At 69.4% G+C, this 21,402-nt stretch carries 17 protein-coding genes; 5 read left to right on the forward strand and 12 right to left on the reverse strand.

All coding sequences use genetic code 11. The features are described from left to right. The first annotated feature begins 354 nt into the window (after window positions 1-354). Window positions 355-1,644, forward strand: a complete 1,290-nt coding sequence (locus D180_RS20195) for a dicarboxylate/amino acid:cation symporter (protein ID WP_017914191.1) — start codon at window positions 355-357, stop codon at window positions 1,642-1,644. A gap of 197 nt (window positions 1,645-1,841) precedes the next feature. Then, window positions 1,842-3,842, forward strand: a complete 2,001-nt coding sequence (tkt, locus tag D180_RS20200; RefSeq protein ID WP_017914192.1) for a transketolase — start codon at window positions 1,842-1,844, stop codon at window positions 3,840-3,842. Between the two features lie 214 nt (window positions 3,843-4,056). On the opposite strand, the gene D180_RS20205 is transcribed toward tkt, so the two are convergent. The 8 genes from D180_RS20205 to D180_RS20240 form a co-directional block, all read right to left on the reverse strand. After that, on the reverse strand, window positions 4,057-4,809 hold the full coding sequence (locus D180_RS20205; protein WP_017914193.1) for a DUF2894 domain-containing protein: 753 nt from the start codon (window positions 4,807-4,809) through the stop codon (window positions 4,057-4,059). Then, window positions 4,799-5,449, reverse strand: coding sequence for an OmpA family protein (locus tag D180_RS20210; protein ID WP_017914194.1), 651 nt, complete (start codon window positions 5,447-5,449; stop codon window positions 4,799-4,801). The genes D180_RS20205 and D180_RS20210 overlap by 11 nt, the downstream gene beginning before the upstream one ends. Next, the gene (locus D180_RS20215; protein ID WP_017914195.1) at window positions 5,446-7,902 is read right to left on the reverse strand and encodes a DUF802 domain-containing protein; all 2,457 of its coding nucleotides are present in this window, start codon (window positions 7,900-7,902) and stop codon (window positions 5,446-5,448) included. Before D180_RS20215 ends, D180_RS20210 begins: the two co-directional genes overlap by 4 nt. 10 nt (window positions 7,903-7,912) lie before the next feature. Further along, a complete protein-coding gene (locus tag D180_RS20220) occupies window positions 7,913-8,647 on the reverse strand; it encodes a DUF3348 domain-containing protein (protein WP_043091449.1) in 735 nt (244 codons plus the stop codon). A gap of 126 nt (window positions 8,648-8,773) precedes the next feature. Beyond that, window positions 8,774-9,208, reverse strand: coding sequence for a hypothetical protein (locus D180_RS20225; protein WP_017914197.1), 435 nt, complete (start codon window positions 9,206-9,208; stop codon window positions 8,774-8,776). A 302-nt stretch (window positions 9,209-9,510) separates the two neighbouring features. Continuing rightward, entirely contained in the window at window positions 9,511-12,240 is a 2,730-nt protein-coding gene (locus D180_RS20230; protein ID WP_017914198.1) for a TonB-dependent receptor, read from the reverse strand. 132 nt (window positions 12,241-12,372) lie between these two features. Beyond that, the gene (locus D180_RS20235) at window positions 12,373-13,494 is read right to left on the reverse strand and encodes a phosphatidylinositol-specific phospholipase C1-like protein (protein WP_017914199.1); all 1,122 of its coding nucleotides are present in this window, start codon (window positions 13,492-13,494) and stop codon (window positions 12,373-12,375) included. Between the two features lie 364 nt (window positions 13,495-13,858). Further along, complete coding sequence (locus D180_RS20240; RefSeq protein WP_017914200.1) at window positions 13,859-15,814, reverse strand: acetyl-CoA hydrolase/transferase C-terminal domain-containing protein; 1,956 nt, start codon at window positions 15,812-15,814, stop codon at window positions 13,859-13,861. 198 nt (window positions 15,815-16,012) lie between these two features. On the opposite strand from D180_RS20240, the gene D180_RS20245 reads away from it, so the two are divergent. The 3 genes from D180_RS20245 to D180_RS20255 are packed head-to-tail and all read left to right on the forward strand — an operon-like array spanning window position 16,013 to window position 18,409. Further along, a complete protein-coding gene (locus D180_RS20245) occupies window positions 16,013-16,381 on the forward strand; it encodes a BlaI/MecI/CopY family transcriptional regulator (protein WP_010340889.1) in 369 nt (122 codons plus the stop codon). Next, complete coding sequence (locus D180_RS20250; protein ID WP_017914201.1) at window positions 16,371-17,816, forward strand: TonB family protein; 1,446 nt, start codon at window positions 16,371-16,373, stop codon at window positions 17,814-17,816. Before D180_RS20245 ends, D180_RS20250 begins: the two co-directional genes overlap by 11 nt. Beyond that, window positions 17,813-18,409 (forward strand): hypothetical protein, encoded by a 597-nt coding sequence (locus D180_RS20255; protein ID WP_017914202.1) that lies wholly within the window; start codon window positions 17,813-17,815, stop codon window positions 18,407-18,409. The genes D180_RS20250 and D180_RS20255 overlap by 4 nt, the downstream gene beginning before the upstream one ends. Before the next feature lie 45 nt (window positions 18,410-18,454). On the opposite strand, the gene D180_RS20260 is transcribed toward D180_RS20255, so the two are convergent. From D180_RS20260 to modA, 4 genes are read right to left on the reverse strand one after another with little or no spacing between them, the layout of a single operon-like run. Next, a complete protein-coding gene (locus D180_RS20260; protein ID WP_017914203.1) occupies window positions 18,455-19,012 on the reverse strand; it encodes a flavin reductase family protein in 558 nt (185 codons plus the stop codon). Between the two features lie 59 nt (window positions 19,013-19,071). Beyond that, window positions 19,072-19,689, reverse strand: coding sequence for an ATP-binding cassette domain-containing protein (locus D180_RS20265; protein ID WP_017914204.1), 618 nt, complete (start codon window positions 19,687-19,689; stop codon window positions 19,072-19,074). 28 nt (window positions 19,690-19,717) lie between these two features. Further along, complete coding sequence (modB, locus tag D180_RS20270) at window positions 19,718-20,413, reverse strand: molybdate ABC transporter permease subunit (protein ID WP_017914205.1); 696 nt, start codon at window positions 20,411-20,413, stop codon at window positions 19,718-19,720. A 9-nt stretch (window positions 20,414-20,422) separates the two neighbouring features. Next, window positions 20,423-21,202 carry a molybdate ABC transporter substrate-binding protein gene (gene modA / locus D180_RS20275; protein WP_017914206.1) on the reverse strand — a complete coding sequence of 260 codons (780 nt, stop codon included), beginning with the start codon at window positions 21,200-21,202 and terminating at the stop codon, window positions 20,423-20,425. Between the last annotated feature and the right edge of the window lie 200 nt (window positions 21,203-21,402).

The following is a 21,402-nucleotide window of genomic DNA, read 5'->3' on the forward strand; positions in this document are numbered from 1 at the left end:
GTGCTGCGCATGCAGCACGCTCGCTGGGGCGGTGGCGGCGATGTGACCGGGGCGCGCGCCGCGATGCGCGCGGCGTTCGCGTCGGGGCCGCGCTGGCGCGTCGCCATGCGCGGCGCGGCGGAAGACGATCTGCCGCCGTTGTACCCGACGCGCAAGGCTTGAGCGGGGGCGTGCAGTCGGGCTCGATCTTGCGATCGCGGGATCGTGACTCGCCAGTCTTGGGTAGCGCCATCCGACGTTGCAGGCGAGACGCGGCAAGCCGATGCGCTCATCGCGCAGCCTGTGCCATCGTGTGATGGTCGATGTCTGCTCATGGTTTGTTAAGCTGAGCGCTCCTTTTCGCAAGGCGTACTCATGACCGACACCCCCGTGAAGGCCGAAACCGGCATGCCGTTGCATTGGAAAATGGCGATCGGCTTCGTCCTGGGGCTGGTGCTGGGGCTGGCGGTGCACATGAGCGTGGGCGGCGATGCGGCCTGGGTGCAGGCGCTGACCAAGTACCTGACCACGCCGTTCTCCAAGCTGTTCCTCAACCTGATCTTCATGCTGATCGTGCCGCTGCTGTTCTCGGCGCTGGTAATGGGCATTTCGGAGATGGGCGACATCCGCGCGCTCGGGCGCATCGGCTGGAAGACGCTGGGCTACACGGTGGTGCTGTCGGGTGTGGCGGTGCTGCTGGGTCTGGTGCTGGTGAACGTGCTCAAGCCGGGCATCGGCGTGGATCGCGAGCTGGCGCAGCAACTGCTGCAGCAGAACGTGGAGCGCACCGCGCAGATCGTCGACCAGAGCAGGCACCAGCCGCACGGCATGGACATGCTGCTGTCGATCGTGCCCGACAACGTGGTCGAAGCCGCGTCCAGCAATGGCGCGATCCTGTCGCTGATGTTCTTCGCGGTGATGTTCGGCGTGGGCATGGTGCTCAGCGAAGACGCCAAGGTGGCGACGCTGCGGCGCGGCATCGAGGGTGTATTCGAGATCTCGATGACCCTGATCGGGTTGGTGATCCGCCTGGCGCCTTATGCGGTGGCCTGCTTCATGTTCAACCTGGCGGCATTGTTCGGCTTCGAGTTGCTGGTGCGGCTGGGTGCCTACGTGGGCGTGGTGGTGCTGGCGCTGGGCCTGCACATGGTGGTGAGCTACGGCGTGGCGGTGCGCCTGGCCGGGCGCTCGCCGTTGTGGTTCTTCCGCGCCACCCGCGAGGCGACGGTGATGGCGTTTTCCACCGCGTCCAGCAACGCCACGCTGCCGACCGCGCTGCGCGTGGCCGACCAGATGGGGCTGCCGCACAAGGTCTCGCGCTTCGTGCTCACCGTCGGCGCCACCGCCAACCAGAACGGCACCGCGCTGTTCGAGGGCGTGACGGTGATCTTCCTGGCGCAGTTCTTCGGCGTGGAGCTGAGCATCGCGCAGCAGTGCATGGTGATGCTGGTCTGTATTCTCGGCGGCATCGGCACCGCCGGCGTCCCGTCCGGCTCGCTGCCGGTGGTGGCGCTGATCTGCGCGATGGTCGGGGTGGACCCGGTCGGCATCGGCATGATCCTGGGCGTCAACCATTTCCTGGACATGTGCCGTACCGCGCTGAACGTGACCGGCGACCTGGCCCTGACCACAATGGTGGCCAAGGGGGAGGACGGCCGGGATTAGGGAGTCGGGATTGGGGATTCGTAGAGGCGGCAGCGTCGGGGCCTGACGGGCCACGCGTTGGACCGGCCGAAGCCGCTCCTGCGCCATCTCAGGCGTCCAGCCGGTGACGCTACCAATCCCCAATCCCCAATCCCCAATCCCCGCCTGTGGGACAATAGTGGGCCCGACGCCACGCGCCCGCTTCCGACAGATCCCTCATGACGACGCCTACCCGCCGCGAACTCGCCAACGCGATCCGTTTCCTTGCCGCCGATGCGGTCGAGGCCGCCAATTCCGGCCATCCCGGCATGCCGATGGGCATGGCCGACATCGCCGAAGTGCTGTGGAACGACTTCCTCAGCCACAACCCGAACAATCCGCACTGGTTCAACCGCGACCGCTTCGTGCTGTCCAACGGCCACGGCTCGATGCTGCAGTACGCGCTGCTGCACCTGTCCGGCTACGACCTGCCGATCGAGGAGCTCAAGCGCTTCCGCCAGCTGCACAGCAAGACCGCCGGCCACCCGGAGCGCAGCGAGACCCCCGGGGTGGAGACCACCACCGGTCCGCTCGGCCAGGGTTTCGCCAACGCGGTCGGTTTCGCGCTGGCCGAGAAGTTGCTGGCGCAGCGCTACAACCGCCCCGAGCACCAGATCGTCGACCACCGCACCTGGGTGTTCATGGGCGACGGCTGCATGATGGAAGGCGTGTCCCACGAAGCCGCCTCGCTGGCCGGCACCTGGGGCCTGGGCAAGCTGGTGGCGTTCTGGGACAACAACCATATCTCCATCGACGGCAACACCGCCGGCTGGTTCAGCGACGACACCCCCGCCCGGTTCGAGGCCTATCACTGGCACGTGATCCGCGATGTCGACGGCCAGGATGCCGATGCGGTCAAGGCCGCGATCGAGGCGGCGATCGCCGAGAGCGAGAAGCCGACCCTGATCTGCTGCCGCACCACCATCGGCTTCGGTGCGCCGACAAAGGCCGGCAAGGAATCCTCGCACGGCGCCGCACTGGGCAAGGAAGAGCTGGAAGGCGCGCGCAAGGCGCTGAACTGGCCGTATGCGCCGTTCGAGATCCCGCAGGCGATCTACGACGGCTGGCGCGCCGGTGGTGCCGGCACGCTGCGCCAGGCCGAGTGGGAGCAGGCCTTCGACAAGTACGCCAAGCAGTACCCGGCCGAAGCCGCGGAACTGACCCGCCGTTCGCACGGCGAGCTGCCGGAAGACTTCCTCGCCCAGGCCGACGCCTACATCGCCAAGCAGGCCGCCGAAGGCCAGACCATCGCCTCGCGCAAGGCCTCGCAGATGGCGATCGAGGCGTTCGCGCCGCTGCTGCCGGAGCTGGTCGGCGGGTCGGCCGACCTGGCGCATTCCAACCTGACCCTGTGGAAGGCCAGCAAGTCGGTCGCCACGGATGATCCGAACGCCAACTACGTGTACTACGGCGTGCGCGAGTTCGGCATGACCGCCATCGCCAACGGCCTGGCGCTGCACGGCGGCTTCATTCCGTTCGACGCCACCTTCCTGGTGTTCAGCGACTACGCGCGCAACGGCGTGCGCATGAGCGCGCTGATCCCGGCGCATGCGATCCACGTCTACACCCACGACTCGATCGGCCTGGGCGAGGACGGCCCGACCCATCAGCCGGTGGAGCATCTGGCGTCGCTGCGCTACATCCCCAACAACGACGTGTGGCGCCCCTGCGACACGGTGGAGTCGGCGGTGAGCTGGAAGGCCGCGATCACCCGCAAGGACGGCCCGAGCTGCCTGGTGTTCAGCCGCCAGAACCTGCCGTTCCAGGCTCGCACTGAGGCGCAGATCAAGCTGATCGAGCGCGGCGGTTACGTGCTGGCCGATGCCGAGGGCGGCACGCCCGACGTGATCCTGATCGGCACCGGTTCGGAAGTCGGCCTGGCGGTGGAAGCCAAGCAGGCGCTGGATGCCGCGGGCCTGAAGACCCGCGTGGTGTCGATGCCGTGCACCGACGTGTTCGATCGTCAGGACGCCGCCTACCGCGAGTCGGTGCTGCCGTCGGCGGTGCGCAAGCGCGTGGCGGTGGAAGCCGGGGTCACCGCGTTCTGGCGCGCCTACGTGGGCCTGGACGGCGCGGTGGTGGGCATCGACAGCTTCGGCGCCTCGGCGCCGGCGAACGTGCTGTACAAGCACTTCCAGATCACCGCCGAACACGTGGTGGCGGCGGCGAAGGCGCTGTAAGCCGAGAGCCACGATGGTGACGAAAAAGGCCGGCGCATGCCGGCCTTTTTCTTGCCTGGATGGCGTGTGCCGTATGAGAGAGCGCGCATCTCCGAGGAGCGGCTTCAGCCGCGACCGAGGTTCCGTGTAACGCCCTACGCGGCTGATCCCCGAGAAGGGGACAAGAGCCGCTCCTACAACGACGGTGTCGGCATCACGTGCATTGGCGATGCGATCAACCGCGCTTGCGCGGCTTGCTGCGGGATGTCGTCGGTTTGCCTGCGGCGCTGCCGGGTTGCTGCGGCTTCGCCAGTGCGCCGCCGTCGTGCAGTTGCTGCAGCCAGGACAGTGCATCGACGTAGGACAGGAAGTGCTGCAGGTAGCCGGGCGAGAGCGTGCGCATCAGCGCCAATGCGCGATGCACCAGCACGCCGGAGTTGAGCGGGCCGGCGTCGGCGGGGGCCGGTTGCAGCGACTGCCGCAATTGGCTGCGGCTGCGCAGTTCTGTCCACAGCCTGCGTGCGTCTTCGACCGCGGGCAGTTGCGGTGCGGTGAGTCGCGCCGCTGCGGTCGCTGCGGTGGGCAAGGGCGATGGTGCGGGAAGTTCTGTGTCGATGGCATCGGTCGCCGTGGGGGCTTCGTCGTTGGCCTCCAGGTTGGCGCCGTGGTCGTTGCCGGCGCGGATCGCAACCGCCGCGGCGCGGGACTGCGCCAGCAAGGCGCCGAGCGGGCCGGGTTGCATCGCTCGCACTGCGGCCTCGGCGTCGGCATCGCCTGCGCTTTGCGGCGCCGCGGCCAGCGCCGCGGCGTACGCGTCGAGCAACGCGGACAGCTTCTGCTCCAGCAGTTCGCGCGTCTTGCCCTGCTGCGCCTCGGTGCGGCGCGCCAGCGCTTCGAGGAAGCGGAAGCGCAGCGGGTCTAGCCGCTCTGCATGCTCAGCACGCCAGGCGGCGAGGCGATCGGTGGCGGCGATCCGATCAGGGCGCATGCGGTGACGCGGCGCTCTTGCGCATGCGCGGCAGCGGCGCCATCTCCACGCGGCGGTTGCTGGCGCGCCCGGCCTCGTCGCTGTTCGGCGCCACCGGTTGCTGCGCGCCGAAGGCGGCGGCGAAGACCGCGTCGGCGGGGACGCCGGCCTCGATCAGGGCACGGGTCACGGTCAACGCGCGTTCGGCCGACAGTTCCCAGTTGTCGGCGAACTGGCGGTTGCTCTCGCGCACCTGGCGATCGTCGGTGAAGCCGCTGACCATCAGGATCTCGTCGCGCGCCTTGAGGTAGCCGGCCAGCGGCGCGGCCAGGCTCTTCAGCAGGTCGCGGCCTTCCGGCTGCAACTGATCGGAGTTCAGTGCGAACAGCACGTTGCCGCGGATGCCGATGCGGCCGTCGACCAGGGTCACCCGGCCGGCCGCCAGCGGCGCGGCCAGCGCCTGTTCCAGGGTCTTGCGCTGCTGCGCTTCACGCTGGCGCTGGCGCATTTCCGCATCCAGCTTGTTCGACAGCTGCAACTGCACGCCGATCACCCCGATCAGGATCAGCACGAAGGCGCCGAGCAGCACCGACATCAGGTCGCCGAACACCGCCCAGACCGGTGCGCCGTTGTCGGCCTCAAGTTCCAGCTCGTCGCTCATGCCGCGTCGGCCTGGTCGGGCGCCTGGCGCGCGGCGAGCTGGCGCAATTCCTCGGTGATCTGCTGCTGCGAGAGCATGCTCAGGTCGATCACCTCACGCGCCTGCGCCACGTAGTAGGCCAGTTGCTCGTCGCTGCGCGTCAGCGACTTGTCCAGCGCCTGCTCGATGCCCTGCAGGCGTTCCAGCAGGGCGGCGTTGGATTCGCCGAAGGCCTGCACCGCGCCGGAGAACGCGTCGCCCAGGCTGACCACCTCGGTGACGCCGGCGACGACCTGCGCGGCAGCGTCGTCGAGCTTGCCGGTCTGGGCGTCGATCTGCTCGGTGAAACGGTTGCCGACGCGCTCCAGCAGATCGGCCGACGTCGCGACCAGGGCGTCCACCGCGCTGCGCTGTTCGGTGGACGCGTGGTTGACCGCCTCCAGCAGGGTCTGCAGCGTGGCCAGCAGGCGATTGCGCTCGTCGAGCATGGCGGTGTCGCGGACCATGCTGTCGGAGAGTTTCTGGCGCAGTTCCGCGACCACGTCGGCCGCGGCCTTCGGCGCTTCCGAGGCGACCTGCACCAGCCGCTCGATCTCGGCGATGGTGTCGCGCGCCTGTGCCTGGCCCTGCTCGGACATCGCCGCCGCGGTTTCCTGCAGGGTGCTGCAGATCTCCTGCTGGCGCTGTGCGATGCGCTCGCCATGGTGCTCCCACTGTCCGCCGAGGGTCGCGGCCATGCTGGCGAAGCTGTCGGTCCAGGCACGCAGACGCGCCTGGTCGCGCGCTTCCAGTGCCTCCTGCAGGTCGGCATGGGCCTGCTGCAGCGTCTCGGCGAGGGCGGCGGCGCGCTGTTCCAGGCTGGCCGTGGCGGTGTCCAACGCCTGCGCGTTGCGCGTGGCCAGGGCCTCGTTGACCTCGCGTTGCTGCGCCAGCGCCGCGCTCCACGCCTGTTGCACGGCCTCGACGGTGGCGTCCAGGCGGGTCGCCACGGTCTCCAGCGCCTGCGTCGTGTGCGTGGCGAGGGTGTCGTTGATCGCGCGCTGCTGTGCCATTGCAGCGTCCCAGCCCTGCTGTGCGGCTTCGGCGGTGGCGTCCAGCCGCGTCGCCACGGTGTCCAGTGCCTGCGCGTTGCGTGCGACCAGGGCCGCGTTGGCCTCGCGCTGCTGTTCCAGCGCCGTGCTCCAGGCTTGCTGGGCAACTTCAGCGGTGGCATCCAGGCGGCTGGCCACTGCGTCCAGTGCCTGTGCCTGGCGCGCGGCGAGGCCGTCGTTCGCTTCGCGTTGCTGCGCCATCGCCTCGCTCCAGGCCTGCCTGGCGTCGTCGCTGGCGGCTTGCAGGCGTGCCGCGGTCGCCTCCACCAGCGTGGTGGCACGTTGCTCCATGCCGTCGCCGGCGCGTTGCAGCGCGCTGCCGAGTTCCTGCAGCAGCGCGCCATTGACGCGTTGCTGCTCGGCCAGTGCGCTGTCCCAGCGCTGCGTGGCCTGCTCGGCGGCCTGGGCGAAGCCATTGGCCAGGCCGTCCAGTTGCCGCTGCACCGCCTGGCCGACGCTGTCCTGCAGCGCGGCGGTCTCGCGCGCCACGCCGTCCAGCGTGCGTTGCACCACCGGTTCCAGCGCGTCGCCGAACGCCCGCGCGTGCGCGGCCACGCCGGCCTGCAGGGCATGTTCGACCGCGCCGGCCAGGCGCGTGTAGGCGGCCTCGGTGCGGCTGTGGAAGGCGTCCTGGCTGCTGGCCAGGCGTTCGCCGCTGACCGCGCTGTGCTGTTCCAGCGCTGCCATCATCGTCTGCATGCGTTCGATCAGGCTCGGCATCAGCGTGGCCTGGGTCTGCAGCAGCTTGAACGCCTCGTTGCGCTGGTAGGCCAGCGAATGCGTGCGCAGCGCGGTCGCCGCGTGCAGGTCCAGGTGCTGCACCGCCTGCAGGCGCTCGCGCCGGCACAGCGCGGCGAGCAGGCCGAGCATCGCCGAGGCGGCGACGCCGGCGATGGAGGTGCCGAAGGCGAAGCCCAGGCCCTTCAGCGGCGCCGCCAGCGAGGCGCGGATGGCATTCAGATCGGTGGCGCTGTCCAGTGCCAGGCCGGTGCCGCGCAGGGTGGCCATCATGCCCAGGAAGGTGCCGAGCATGCCCAGCAGCACCAGCAGGCCGACCAGGTACGGGGTCAGCGCCGGCACCGGCAGGGCCGCGCGTTCGCCTTCGATGCGCAGGCGCACCGCGTTGCGCAGGCTCGGGTGCAGCCGTTGCAGCCAGCCGCCCAGATCGCTGCGCGCGGCCTCGGCGTCGCTCAGCGCGGTGTGCAGGGTCGCCGTGGCCTGGCGGTAGCGGTACAGCTCGGCGATGCCGGCCAGGTAGCACAGGCCGATCAGCGCGGCGAAGCTTGCGCCCAGCGGGTTGGAGCCGAGATAGCCGACGCCGATCCAGCAGACCACGGCAAGGCCGGCGAGGAACAGGACGGAATGGAGCAGGGTCTTGGGCATGAGGATCGGATCAACGGCTGCGAAGCGCGGCGAGCAGCGCTTCGATGGGATGGAAACGGACGTCCAGCTCGGCGCGCAACACGCTGTGCAGGTCCTGGCGGAACAGGTCCAGCCAGGCCGTGTCGGCAGGCGCCGGCGGAACGTCGGTGAGGGATGGATCGGGGGCGGGCGTCGCCGCGGCGGCGCGCAGGCGCTGGAAATGCGCTTCCAGCAGGTTGGGCACCGTCGCCAGCAAGGTCTGCTCGCGCGGGCTGAGAGTCAGTTCCATCACCGCATCGACCTCGGCCAGCCGCGCCATCTCCGGCGAGAGCGGGACCAGGGCATCGCGCAGCAGGCCGCGCAGGCGTCCGGTCGCGGTCAGCATCGCGCGCTGCAGCGCCTGGTAGCGCTGGCGGAACGGCGCGTAGTCGATCGGTGCGTCGGGGTCTTGCTGGCGCTTGCCCACGGGCTTGCCGGTCTCCTTGGCGATGTCCAGGGCGATGCTCTCTTCCAGCGCAGCGCGCACGCGGCCGCATTCGGCCTCCAGGGCCGACGGTTCCGGCGCCTCGGGGGCGTCCTCGGCAGGCTCGGGCAGTTTGCCGTCCAGCGCCCGCGACACCGCCACCGCGCGGTTCCAGTCGATCCATTGGCCGAGCCGGTCGGCCAGCGCAGGGCTGGACGCGGGCATCGACGCATCGCTCAGGCGCGCCAGCAGGCGAATGAAGGCCGGGCCCGGGACGGGCGCCCGTGGAGGGGCTTTCGCCATGTGAGTGGTCAAAAACCCGCAATTTTACACGCGAATGACATCGGCTGCCCGGAAGCGGCCGATGCCGAACCGCGAGGGGACGCCAGCGACCTCAGCGCGCCTGGCGTTCGGTGCGAATGCGTTGCCTCATTTGCATTGCGGCTTGTTCATCTTGATGTCTTTCAGATCGGCAGCCGTATACAGCGCCGCGGGGCGGTTCGGGTCGTTCTGCATGTTCTGGTAGAGATTGGCCAGTGCCTGCAGATGGCCGTCTTCGCCGCTGCCGAAACGCTGCTGTTCCGAAGCCTTGGCGCCGTACAGGCCATTGCACAGCAGGGCTTTCCTGAAGATCTTCAGCACTTCCACGCGCGCGTAGTACGTCTGCAGGCGCTGCGCGGCGTCTTGCGGCTGGTGGTTGATCTTCGCGTAGTTGCTGTTGCAACGCGGGCCGAGGTCTGTCGGATAGGCGGCGGCGATGCCTGTGCAACTGGCGACGGTGGCGGGCGGAGCGGCCAGCGCAGCAAAGGGCAGGAGTGTCGACAGCACGAGCAGAAGAGCGCGGAGCGATGGGCGCATGTTCATCGAAGGGAATCCTTGGTCGCAATGGGATGGATGGTCGGCTTGCGCGCCATGCAGACATGGTCGTCGCGCAGCCACTGTCGCTGCGTGCCGATATGTGCGGGATCGGGAAATGTCCCTAGATGCCCGGGCCTTCAGCCCGAGGAAGCGCGATGCAGCTTGCGGAGGATTGCCGCACCCCTCGATGTGCTTCGGCGTCAGGAGTGGCCTCTGAGGGCGGGTCGCGGCGCTGGTGCATCCTGCCCAATGCCTTGCGTGCAGTTTGCACGCAAGGCACTCGCCGCAGCGGCGGAGGCAGGGCAGCGTCAGTAGGTATAGCTCAGCGTGAGCATGTACACGCGCCCGGTTTCCACGTAGGCGCCGTCGGCACCGGGGTCGTAGGCCATGTAGCGGGTGGACTTGCCCTGGGTCTCGTAGAACGTGGCCGAATTCAGCAGGTTCTTGGCAGCGATGCCGAGGTCGATGCCGTGCGGCAGGTGGTAGGTGGCGGTGAAGTCCAGTGACTTGACCGGCTGCAGGTAGTAGTTGAGCCGGTCGCTGGTCAGGCCGAGCAGTTGCAGGCCGGTGTAGTTGTAGCTCAGGTCGGCGCGCAGGCGGCTGTCGTCGTAGAACAGGTCCAGGTTGTAGATACGCTCGGGCGCACGCGGCAGCCAGGTCTTTTCGGGCTGGTCGGCGCGCTTGCTGTCGGCGGAACTGTGTTGCAGGGTCAGGTTGGCGGCAACGCCGAAGTTGCTCCAGAACCCAGGCAGATCCTGCAGGCGCTTGCTGCCGGCCAGTTCCACGCCGTACAGCGTCGCGGTGCCGCCGTTCTGCGGCATGGTCACCGGCACGCCGTCCTCGAAGGTGGTGCCGGTCGGGACCAGGCCGCCCAGCGTGTTGTCGTTGCTGGTCGCCGACTGCGAGGTGTAGATGAAGCCGGTGATGCGCTTGTAGTAGGTCGAGGCGCTGAGCACGCCGCCGTTGCGGTCGTAGAACTCCGCGGACAGGTCTGCATTGTCGGCCTTGCTCGGCTGCAGGTCGGGATTGGGTTTGGAGATGCCGATGACCTTCTGGGTGGGGTCGACCGTGTACACGGTCTCGCCGGAGATCAGCCCGAACGCCGGGCGGCTGAAGCTGCGCCGCAGCGAGGCGCGGTAGACGGTCAGCTCGTCCGGACGGTAGTTGAGGCTGATGCCCGGCAATACTTCGCCATAGGTGCGGCCGCTGCCGACGAAGCGGCCGTTGATGCCGTCGCCGTTCGATTGCCAGGCATCGGCGGAGTAGCGGGTCAGTTCGTAGCGCACGCCGGGCAGGAGGGTCACCGCGCCGACATGCAGCGTGGCCATCGCGTAGCCGGCGTAGATCGCCTCGGTACTGGAGGTGGTGTTGGCGTTGTAGTCGTTGGCGGTATAGACGCCTGCCCCATTGGGATCGTTGACGTATTTGTACGGCACCGCCTGCGCACGCACCCAGTCGCGGTCGAGGATCTTGAACGGGCCGGCGTAGTGGCCGTCGAAGGCGGCATAGGTGAGGCGGCCGGGCAGGGCGCTCAGCGGCGGGCCGCCGGCGTTGGGGAACACGTAGTTGCTGCCGCCGAAGTAGGGGCCGTTGTAGACGAAATTGCCGTCCTTGTGGAAGAACGGGTGATCGTAGGAGCCGCGGTCGGCGTGGTCGAGCGACAGGCCGGTCTTGACCTCGTCGAGCACGTCGCCGTCCACGCGGTAGCTGATGTCGGCATGCGCGCTGGCGCGGTTGTCGTGGCTGCCGGCATCGTGGCCCTGGGTCTTCCAGAACAGCGCCGAATCCAGGCTGTAGAAGAAGTTCTTCAGGGCCGGCGAGCTCGGGGCGATGCTCGGATAGGTCGGGTCGCTCAGGTCGAACGCAAAGCTGCCCGGGGTGAAGCCGTACAGGCTTGCGGCGACGTAGTCCGGGCGGCTGCGCGTGCCGCGTCCGAAGGAACTGCCGTAATCGAAGCGCAGACGATCCAGCGTGGTCTGCCCGCCCAACTGCAGCGTGGCCAGGGTTTCCTTGATGTCGTGGGTGTTGAAGTAGCCGCCACGCACCGCGGTCGGCTGGTTGTTGACGGTTTCCAGGCGTGCGCTGGATTGGTCCTGCTGGCCGGTGACGTTGTAGCTGCCGTAGATGGCGCGCGCGAAAAGGGTGGTGTGCTCGCCCTGCCAGTCGAAGGCGAGGTTGCCGCCGTAGCGCTCGATCTGGCTGGTGTAGACGCTGTATTTGTAGCGAGCGCTGAGCAGCGGGCCGACATCGCGCAGATCCACCGCCTTGGCCTGCGCCGGGTCCGCCGGGAAATACGCGCTGTTGGGCGCCGGCGCCTGCGCCATGTTGTTGTTCTTGCCGTAGTAGGCCGAGGCGTAGACGCCGAATGCGTGGTCGTCGCCGAACTTCCAGGCCAGCTCCTGTTGCAGCGTGCCGCCGGTGTGCTTGCCGCCGAGGTCGGAGGCGAGCGCGTTGAACTGGCCTTGCGTGGTGGTCTTGCCGTAGAAGTCGCCGTCGAAGTCGAACGCGCTGGGCGTGCGCATGTCGATCGCGCCGCCGATCGCGTCGCCCGGCAGGTCCGGGGTCGGCGACTTGGAGACCTTGACCGACTGGATGCCGAACGGCGCCAGCATGTTCAGTGAGATCGCACGCGTGGACGAATCGGTCTCGGGCATGCCGAAGCCGTTGAGACGGTAGCTGTTGTAGCTGGCATCCAGGCCGCGGATGCTGACGTAGGCGTTCTCGCCGGTGGTGGCCTGGCCCAGGTGCATGTCGCTGTAGGCGGACAGCCCGGGCAGGTGCGCGACCACGTCGGCGATGCCGGCGGAGGGAATCGCATCGATCTGCTGCTTGCTCATCACGCTGTTGACGCCGTTGGACAGGCGCTGTTCGTCCAATGAGCCCGGCACGGTGGCCTGCGTGGCCTGCACGTTGACCGAGTCCAGGGTGGTGGTGCGTGCGCTGGCGTCATCGGCGTCGCTGGCGCGGGCGGTTGGCGAGAGCGCAAGCGCGAGGGCGATGGCACAGCACAGGGGGCAGGGGCGATGAAACGGGAGCATGGGGGTGGCTCGTTGGGGGAAACAGCGGTTGCGATCCGAAGTCCGGACACGCCGATGCCGGCGCGCGGATCGCCCAGGCCTTCCATTGCGTACGTGTGGGGCGTGGCCGCGACGTCGCGCGGCCAATGGCATTCAGTGGCGCAGGTCGACGCCGTGGCAGTCGGCCTGCGGACGCTGCGGATTGCAGCGGGCGACGGCGTCGCCGGGGAAGCGCACCACGTAGCCGGAGGCGGCAGGCTCGTGATCGGGAAAGTCGGTGCTGAGCAGTTGCGCGCCGCTGGCGAGCATGGCGGCGCGTCGCGCAGTGTCGTTGCGCAGGGGTTCCTTGAGGTCCGCGTCGGTGCGGGTGCGCACCAGGTAGCCGGCCTTCACCAGCGTCGCGATCTCGTCGGCGCTGCCGTCGTTGCGCTCGACGAAGGCGGCGTCGTCGGCGCCGGGATCGGCATTGGTGAAGCACACGCGGCCGCGCAAGGACGGATGGCCGGCCAGGTAGGCCGGGCCGATCGAACGCTGGTCGAGCAGGAACACCACCTTGCCGCGCGCCGCGGAGAGCGCAGGCCAGCCCTGCGCGAGCACGGCGGCGTTGAGCGTGGCCGCGCTGCCGCGTACCTGGTCGGGGCTGATGTAGTCGTTCGCGGCGAACACCGAGCGCAGTTCGGCGTCCAGCGCGTCCAGCGCCTTACCGTCGAACGGCTCCGGCTGCACCGTGGGGAAGGCCGCCGGCACGGTGGATTGCTTGGTTTCCAGCAGGATGAAGATCGGCAGATGCCCGGGGTGCCGTTGCGACCACGCCCGCACCTCGCGCAGGCAGGCCAGCAGCGGCTGGCAGGTGCTGCGCTGGTCGAGGTCCTGGATGTGCATGACCTTGAAGCCCGGCCGCTGCATCACGCCTGGCGCGGCGATCGGCGGAGCCGGCGGCAGCCCGGCCTTGGTAAGCTGGTCGATCATCGCCGGGTGCGCGTAGCGTCCGCCCTTGGCGTCGGCGTAGATGTCCAGTTCGATCTGGCGCACGCCGTCGTCCAGTTGCTGCGTCAACGGCGGATGCCGGTAGTCCAGCACCGCGAACGTCGCTGGATCCAGGCGTTTCCACAGCGCCGCTTCGCTGGGCGCGAAGCCGGCGTGGTAGCTGTTGTGGCTGCCGATGTACTGCAGGTCGCCAAGCCTGGGTGCGGCGCACAGCGCAGATGGCAACAGCGCCAACACCGCCAGCAGCGCGCGCAGCGCAGCTGGCGCACTGCGGAGTTTCGACGACATCGGGACAGAACGTTGGGGGAACATCGTGGTCACGCTTGGTAACGATATCTCGACAGCATCCCGAGTGCAGTTGACGCGGGTGTTGCCAAATCGTGTCATGGTCCGCGCTGTGCCCACGATCGTGCGCGGTGTCCCATGCGTGCATGATCGTCGTCACGTTGTCGCGGCTGGTTGGACAAGCACCGCCGGCGACGCGGTTTTGCCGCAACTCAGTGCGAAGTGTTGGCGTTGTTGCGAGAGCGACTTGGCCGCGACGGGCATTCCCGATCGCGCGCGTTGCGGCTGTCGGCCCAGGGCACGTCGAGCCGCTTCTACACGTAAACCCTGCGTCGCCGGGTGGCTCCCTGCCGTTGCCGCGCGTGCGTCATTGCGGCGTGCGCGTGCGCTGCAGGGCGAATGCCAGCAACGTCGCGTCCAGCCGTTCGCCGAGGCTGCGCGGCGCGTCCAGCCCCATGCGCTGCATGCAGGCGGCATCCGCCGCGGGACGCGCCAGCACCGCGCTGGCCACCGTCTTCAGCTTGGCGCCGGTGCTGGCAGTGTGCTGCCGAAGCCAGGACAGGGCGCGCAGCAGGCGCTGCTCGACCTCGGTGAAATCGCTGCCCAGCGGATAGTCGGGCAGGGTGCCGTCGCGGCGGAACGGCGCCAGCGCGTCGCGCACCCGCGCAGCCTGATTGCGTTGCCAGTGCGTGTGTGCTGCGAAGTCGGCGGCCAGCTTGCCGTTGGCCTTCGCCGTCTCCAGCAACGCGGGTTGGGCCTGCACGTCGGCGATCCCGACCATCGCCGCGATGCAGTCCTCGTCGGTCAGGCCGCGCAGGTCGGCGATGCCGTACTCGTTGACGTAGAGGTCGCGCAGGTGCCGCGGGATGGTGGTGTGGCCGTAGTTCCAGCGCACATTCGACTGCGTTGCGCCGGCATCGCTGCGGACGGCGCGGAACATCAGCACGCTGCGCGCGTCGTCCAGCGCGTGCGCCATGGACACGAAGTTGTACTGGCCGCCGACGCCGGACACCACGCGACCATCGTCCAGCGCATCGGACACCGCCGCGCCGAGCGCGGTGGCCATCATGCACGAGTTGAAGAAGCGCGCCTCGCGCCGCTGTACCCGGCGCAATGCCTCGTCGCCGTAGAGCTGGTTGATCTCGCTGATGCGGCGCATGCCGATCGCCGCGCGCGCCTGCGGATCCATGTCGCGCAGCCAGGCGTAGAACTCCGGCGAACCCAGGTAGAAAGCGCCTTGCAGGTATTCGCCCTCGCGCTCCAGACGCTGCAGGTCCTGCGCATCGGCAGTGCCGTCGGCCACGCGCTGCAGCAGCGGCGCGTCGTCGAGCACCTTGCGCCGGATCACCCCGCACTGGACCAACTGCCGGAAGCCCTCGTTGAGCATCTCGCTGCAGCCGAACAGGCCGACCGCGAACGGCTCCAGGCCGCCGCATTCGCGTACCGCCGGATGCCGCTCCAGTTCCGGATCCAGCGCCGCCAGCACCTGCCGGTAGCGCGCGTTGTCGGTATGCCGCAGCACCAGCGCATGGCACAGCGCATCGGCCAGGGTGCCGATGCCGATCTGCAGGGTGCCGCCGTCGCGCACCAGCGTGCTGGCGTACAGGCCGATGGCGTAATCGGCATCGGCGACCGGCTGCCGTGGCAGCCCGAACAGGCGCGGATACGGCCCCGGCGGCGTCACCACCACGTCGAAGAAGCTCGGCTCCACCGCCGCGCAGCCGCCGATCCACGGCAACTGCGGATCGACTTCGGCCACCAGCAGCGGCCGCGGCAGGCCGCGCCGCTGCACTGCGGCCAGGGTGTCCTGGGTGATGTCGTTGTTGCACGAGAACGACAGCCGGGTCCCGTCGGGTTCGCGCGCCACTTTCTGCACGATCAGGTTCGGCGCGCGCTGCGCCACCGCGTCGGCGGCATGGGTGTAGTTGAGGCTGGTGTAGCTGCGCTGCGCCTGGGTCGAGCGCAGCAGCGCGCCGGACTGCATGTAGAACTCTTCGACCTGGATGTGCGCCGGCAGCGCATCGCGCTGCATCGCCTGCACATAGCGCAGGCGCGGGAAGTCCTCGCCGAAATGGCGCTGCACGAACGGCCGCGCGAAACGTCCCTGCATTCCGCCACCGGGCGCCGGCGGATTGAGCGACAGCGCGGTGTAGATCTGCAGCGGCCGCGTCGGATCGTGTTCGATGCGCTCGTACAGCGCGTTGAGCAGGCGATGCGGTTTGCCCAGGCCCAGCGGAGCGCCCACGCGCAGCGGGCCGGCGATGCGCTGCAGGATCAGGTCGGCAGCGGCGTCGAGGTCGTCGAGGTGATCGGTCATCGGCATAGCTTAGAGGGTGTGCCGGCGATTGCGTGGATCGTGGTGCGAGCGATACGCGCGGTGCCGCGGCGTACGCGATTGGCGGCGACGACCTCCGGGCGTGGTGGCATGCCGATCGCGAGGACATCCGACGCTGCGCAAAAAACGCTTGACATGCGTTTTGTTTACGCGCGTAATCATTGAAAATTTACGGGCGTAAACGAAATGTCGATCAGCGACGCGGAAGCCGTGGTCATGGAGGTGCTGTGGGAGCGGCACCCGCTCAGCGCCGAGGAGGTGTTCGCCGCCTTGTCCGGGCATGGCGGCTGGGCCGAACCCACGGTCAAGACCCTGCTCAACCGCTTGCTCAACAAGGGCGCGATCCGCGCCGACAAACAAGGCCGCCGCTATCTGTACACGCCCCTGCTGCAGCGCGCGCAGTGGGTGCAGCAACAGAGCGAAGGCCTGCTCGACCGCCTGTTCGGCGGCCGTATCGCGCCGTTGGTGGCGCACTTCAGCGAACGCGGCAAGCTCAGCGATGCCGATATCGCCGAACTCAAACGACTGATCCAGGAGCTGGACGATGAGCATTGACGGGATCGTGAGGGACCTCGGGAGTACCGCGCTGGTCGTCAGCGCGGCCATCGCGGCGGTGCTGGCATTGCGCGTGCCGATGCGGCGCGCGTTCGGCGCCGGCATCGCCTACGCGCTATGGATCGCGGTGCCATTGGCGCTGCTGGCGGCACTGTTGCCCAGCGGCTGGCGTCCAGCGTTGCCGGCGGGCTTGGCGCTGGACATGCCGGCGGTGCTGGTCGGCGTGACACGGGCGCAGATGTCGGCAGGCGACGGCGTGTCGGCGAGCGGGCATGCCACGGTCTGGTTGCTGTCGTTGTGGCTGGCGGGTGCGCTGGCCTTGGCGGCCTTATTGTGGCGGCAGCAGCGCCGCTACCGGCGCAGCCTGGGTCGCTTGCAGCCTGGCGAGGATGGCGTGCTGGTCGCCGAGCATGCGCTGCATGGGCCGCTGGTGCTGGGTGCGTGGCGGCCGCAGGTGGTGGTGCCGATGGACTTCGCCGCGCGCTATCCGCCGCCGCAGGCGCAACTGGTGCTGGCGCACGAACGCATGCATATCGCCCGCGGCGACACCCGCAGCAATCTGCTGCTCGCCGTGCTGCGCTGCGTGTACTGGTTCAATCCGCTGCTGCACTGGGCCGCCACGCGTTTCCGCCTGGATCAGGAACTGGCCTGCGATGCCGCGGTGCTGGTTCGCCATCCTGGCACGCGCCGGCATTACGCCGAGGCGATGCTGCAGACCCAGTTGGACGCGCTGGCCTTGCCGGTGGGCTGCCATTGGCAGGCGGGCAGCGTCCTGTGCCAGCGCATTGCCTTGCTGCGGCGCCCGGCGGTGCGTGGTTGGCGGCGTCGTCTGGGCCTCGCGGCGGTGACGCTGGCCGCGTTGAGCGGGAGTGCGATGGCACTGGCGTTGCCAACTGGAACAGATGCCACGGGCGTGGCACGCGATCTTGCCGCGAGCGAGGTGGATGGCACGTCGGCACGATCGGTGCAGCAGGCGTCGGTGGTCGCCGCGCGGACCGGAGCGCAGCCTGCCAAGGTGATCGACATGCCGCCCCCGAAATACCCGGATGAAGCGGTGCGTGCCGGCGTCTCCGGCAAGCTGGTCCTGCTGGTCGACGTGGATGCGCACGGGGCGCCGAGCGACGTGCGCGTGCTGGATCATGGCAGCGGTAGCGCAGTCTTGGATGCTGCCGCGGTTACCGCCGCCTGGAAGTGGCGCTTCTCGCCGGCGACTGCGCACGGACTCGCTGTGGCCAGCCGCGTGAAGATCCCGGTCGCGTTCGACGTGGAAATGTATCCCGAGGAGGCGCCGGCTGGCGTCGCCGATGCTGCGAACTACCGCTGGTATCGCCTGGGCGAGGATGCCGGCGACACTTTGGCGAGCTTGTGCGACAAGGTGTTCTCCGGCAAGGGCGGCGCCGCGCCGCTGTGCGGCATGGCGCGGACCGTGCGATGAGTGCGCACTTGCGGACCGGCATGCTGCTGGCGCTGCTCCTTTCCGGCTGCGCCAGCCAGGCGCCGAAAGAGGCGCCGCAACCGACCCGGCGCATTGACTCGGTGGATCAGCGCATGCTGGAAACAGGATTCGGCGCGGCGCCCGGTGCGGCGGCGGTGCAGTCGTATCGGATGCAGCCGCAGGAAGTGTTCCGCATGCCGCAACCGCTGCAGGCGCCGACGCCGCAGTTGCCGGCCGAGTCGCCGCGCCGCACGCTGGCCCCGACCACGGTCTGCGTGCGGGTGATCCTGTCCGCGCAAGGCACGGTGGAGCGCAGCGCCCTGTTGAACGATCGCCCGGACTGCAGCGCGGGCGCGCAGCCGGAGATGGCCGATCTGCTGCAGGCGGTGCAGGAGACGGTCGCGCAGTGGCGCTTCGTGCCGGCGGCGATCTGTACCTATGCCGATCCGGCGCAGCGGCCGGCGCAGGAGAAACGCTGCGACGATGCGCAGTCGGTGCAGGAGGTGCCGGTGACGCTGGCCTACGCGTTCACCTTCGAGGTCCGGCAGGGCAAGGCCAGCGTGCAATCGGGACGCGTCGACGGCGCGCGCTGAGCGCCTCGATCGCAGCGTGTAGTCTGCCTTGCCCGTTGCCGGGAACTACAGCATCTCCGGCTTGAACAGGCGCCGCCGCGAGATCTCCGCGCCCGACAGCATGAAGCGGCCGTCGCCCCGGTAGTGCAGGGTGCGCGGCCGCTTCGGCGAGGCGGGGACGTGCGCCTTGACCACCTCCCATACGAACAGGCCGTGTTTGCCGATCTGACTGCCGTCGTGCAGGCGGCATTCGAAGCTGGCGTAGCACTCGGCGATCAGCGGCGCCGCCACGTGCGTGGCGGGCACTGCGGTGAGGCCGAAGTGCGCGAACTTGTCCAGGTCCGCGCCACTGGTATTGCCGATGCCGACCACCGTGTCGACCAGGTCGGCGGTGGGCAGGTTGATCACGCATTGCTTGCTGCGTCGGATCAGGTCGAAGCTGTGGTTGGCGCTGGAAATGCAGCAGGCCAGTAGCGAGGGCGAGAACTCCAGCACCATGTGCCAGCCCAGGGCCATCACGTCGCGTTGCTGCTTCCAGGCCGAACTGACCAGCACCACCGGGCCCGGCTCAAGGAAGCGGCGCACGTCCTGCGTGGGGAAGTCGAGCTTGCGGTAGCGGCGCATGCAAAGTCTGTTGTGCGGGACCTTCAGTCTCCCCAGTCCCGGTGAACGCGACGTCTGCGTCAGTCCAGCCGATGCACTGCGTCGGCGATGCGCGCTACTTCCTCGGCCTGGTGGCTGACATAGAGCATCGGCAGGCGCACGTCGTCGCGCACGCGCTGCAGGTACGGGATCAGTTCGCCGCGGCGGTCTGCGTCCAGCGCCGACAACGGTTCGTCGAACAGCAGCAGCGACGGCTGCGACAGCAGCGCGCGGCCGATCGCCACGCGCTGCGCTTCGCCGCCGGAGAGCGTGTCGGGGCGCCGCTCCAGCAGCGCGCCGATGCCGAGCAACTCGACCACCGCATCCAGTGCGAAGCGCGCCGGCCGGCCGCGGCCGTGGCGGCCGTAACCGAGGTTGCGGCGCACGTCCATGTGCGGGAACAGGCGCGCGTCCTGGAACACGTAGCCGATGCCACGGCGATGCGCCGGCAGGTCGATGCCGGTCGCGCTGTCGTACAGCACCCGGCCATCGATGGCGATGCGCCCGCTGCGCGGCGGCAGCACGCCGGCGATGGCGTTGAGCAGGCTGGTCTTGCCGGCGCCGGACGGGCCGACCAGGGCGACCACGCGCGCCTGTTCCTCGATGCGCACGTGGCGCGCGAAACGGCCGCGCTGCAGATGCAGGTCGATGCTCAGCATCGGCGTCGGCTCCGGGCGGTTGCGCGGCTCATGCGTCCACCTCGGTGCCGCGCTGGCGTCGCACCAGCCACTCGGAAGCCAGCAGCGCGCCCAGCGAGATCGCCAGCGCCACCGCCGCCAGCCGCCAGATGCCGGCTTCGGCGCCGGGCACCTGCAGCAGGCTGTAGATCGCCGAGGCCAGGGTCTGGGTCTGTCCGGGGATATTGGAGACGAAGGTGATGGTGGCGCCGAACTCGCCCAACGCCTTGGCGAAGCCGAGCACGCCGCCGGCGACCACGCCCGGCCATGCCAGCGGCAGGGTGATGGTGAAGAACACCCGCCATGGGCCGGCGCCGAGCGTGGCGGCGGCCGCTTCGAGGCGGCGGTCGGTGGATTCCATGGCCAGGCGGATCGCCCGCACCATCAGCGGGAAGCCCATCACCGCGCTGGCCAGCGCCGCGCCGGTCCAGCGGAACGCGAACTGCACGCCCAGATGTTCGAACAGCCAGCCGCCGATCGGCCCCTGCAGGCCGAACAGTTGCAGCAGCGCGTAGCCGGTGACGATCGGCGGCATCACCAGCGGCAGGTGCAGCAGCGCGTCCAGCAACGATTTGCCGAAGAAGCGGCGCCGCGCCAGCAGCCAGCCGCAGGCCACGGCGAACGGCAGGCTAGCCAGCGCCGCGACCAGCGCGACCTTGACGCTCAGCGCGATGGCGGTCAGTTCCTGCGCGGTGAAGTCGAACAACGCCAGGCCTCAGCGGGCGAGCGAGAAACCGTGTCGACGGAAGATCGCCTGTGCCGGTGGCGTGCCCAGCCAGCGCACGAACTCGGCGGCGGCCTTGCCTTGCGCGCTCGCCCGCAGCGGCGCCACCGGATACACGATCGGCGCGTGGCTGTCGGCCGGAAAGGTCGCCACCACCCGCACCTTGGGCTCGGCCTGGGCGTCGGACCCGTAGACGATGCCCAGCGGCGCTTCGCCGCGCGCCACCAGCATCAGCGCGCTGCGCACGCTCTCGCTCTCGGCCAGGCGCGGCTGCACGCTGTCCCACTGACCCAGCGCCTGCAGTGCGGCGCGCGCGTACTTGCCGGCCGGCACACTGGCGGTCTGGCCGACCGCCAGGCGCCCCTGCGCACCGAGCGCGGCGAACAGCGCGCCGGGTTTGCGCAGGTCGACCTGCGCCTTGCTGGCGGCCGGCGCCACCAGTACCAGGGTGTTGCCGAGCAGGTCGCGGCGCAGTGCCGGATCGATCAACTTGCGCTGCTGCAGGTAGTCCATCCACTCCTGGTCGGCGGAGACGAACACGTCCGCCGGCGCGCCCTGTTCCACCTGCCGGGCCAGCGTGGAGCTGGCGGCGTAGGACACCTGCACGGGGGTGCCGCTGGCGCGCTGGTAGGCGCTGGCGGCCTCGTCCAGCGATTCCTTGAGGCTGGCGGCGGCGAACACGGTCAGCGGCGTCTGCGCCGAGACCGGCGCGATCGCGGTGGCGACGATCAAGGTGCACAGGCACAGCAGGCGGCGCAGCGGTCGGGTCATGGGTCACTCCAGCGGGGGCAGGTAGGCGATGCGGCAGGGCGCGGCGGCGCGCGCGTACGGTCGCGCAGCGCTGTCGCAACTCCGCATCCTAGCGCGCCGGCGGCGCGCTGCCTGCTCACGCCGCCGGCGGCGCCAGGTCGTCGGTGCGGCCGGCCTGGATGTTGGCGCGCACCGACGGCTGCATCAGCCGCGGCTCGGCC

This window comes from Xanthomonas sp. SHU 166, assembly GCF_000364685.1.
GTDB lineage: Bacteria > Pseudomonadota > Gammaproteobacteria > Xanthomonadales > Xanthomonadaceae > Xanthomonas_A > Xanthomonas_A sontii.

Bases quoted from the DNA above. Each gene is read 5' to 3' on its own strand.
- D180_RS20195 (WP_017914191.1), top strand. From the start codon at position 355: ATGACCGACACCCCCGTGAAGGCCGAAACCGGCATGCCGTTGCATTGG.
- tkt (WP_017914192.1), top strand. From the start codon at position 1,842: ATGACGACGCCTACCCGCCGCGAACTCGCCAACGCGATCCGTTTCCTT.
- D180_RS20205 (WP_017914193.1), bottom strand. From the start codon at position 4,809: ATGCGCCCTGATCGGATCGCCGCCACCGATCGCCTCGCCGCCTGGCGT.
- D180_RS20210 (WP_017914194.1), bottom strand. From the start codon at position 5,449: ATGAGCGACGAGCTGGAACTTGAGGCCGACAACGGCGCACCGGTCTGG.
- D180_RS20215 (WP_017914195.1), bottom strand. From the start codon at position 7,902: ATGCCCAAGACCCTGCTCCATTCCGTCCTGTTCCTCGCCGGCCTTGCC.
- D180_RS20220 (WP_043091449.1), bottom strand. From the start codon at position 8,647: ATGGCGAAAGCCCCTCCACGGGCGCCCGTCCCGGGCCCGGCCTTCATT.
- D180_RS20225 (WP_017914197.1), bottom strand. From the start codon at position 9,208: ATGAACATGCGCCCATCGCTCCGCGCTCTTCTGCTCGTGCTGTCGACA.
- D180_RS20230 (WP_017914198.1), bottom strand. From the start codon at position 12,240: ATGCTCCCGTTTCATCGCCCCTGCCCCCTGTGCTGTGCCATCGCCCTC.
- D180_RS20235 (WP_017914199.1), bottom strand. From the start codon at position 13,494: ATGTCGTCGAAACTCCGCAGTGCGCCAGCTGCGCTGCGCGCGCTGCTG.
- D180_RS20240 (WP_017914200.1), bottom strand. From the start codon at position 15,814: ATGCCGATGACCGATCACCTCGACGACCTCGACGCCGCTGCCGACCTG.
- D180_RS20245 (WP_010340889.1), top strand. From the start codon at position 16,013: ATGTCGATCAGCGACGCGGAAGCCGTGGTCATGGAGGTGCTGTGGGAG.
- D180_RS20250 (WP_017914201.1), top strand. From the start codon at position 16,371: ATGAGCATTGACGGGATCGTGAGGGACCTCGGGAGTACCGCGCTGGTC.
- D180_RS20255 (WP_017914202.1), top strand. From the start codon at position 17,813: ATGAGTGCGCACTTGCGGACCGGCATGCTGCTGGCGCTGCTCCTTTCC.
- D180_RS20260 (WP_017914203.1), bottom strand. From the start codon at position 19,012: ATGCGCCGCTACCGCAAGCTCGACTTCCCCACGCAGGACGTGCGCCGC.
- D180_RS20265 (WP_017914204.1), bottom strand. From the start codon at position 19,689: ATGCTGAGCATCGACCTGCATCTGCAGCGCGGCCGTTTCGCGCGCCAC.
- modA (WP_017914206.1), bottom strand. From the start codon at position 21,202: ATGACCCGACCGCTGCGCCGCCTGCTGTGCCTGTGCACCTTGATCGTC.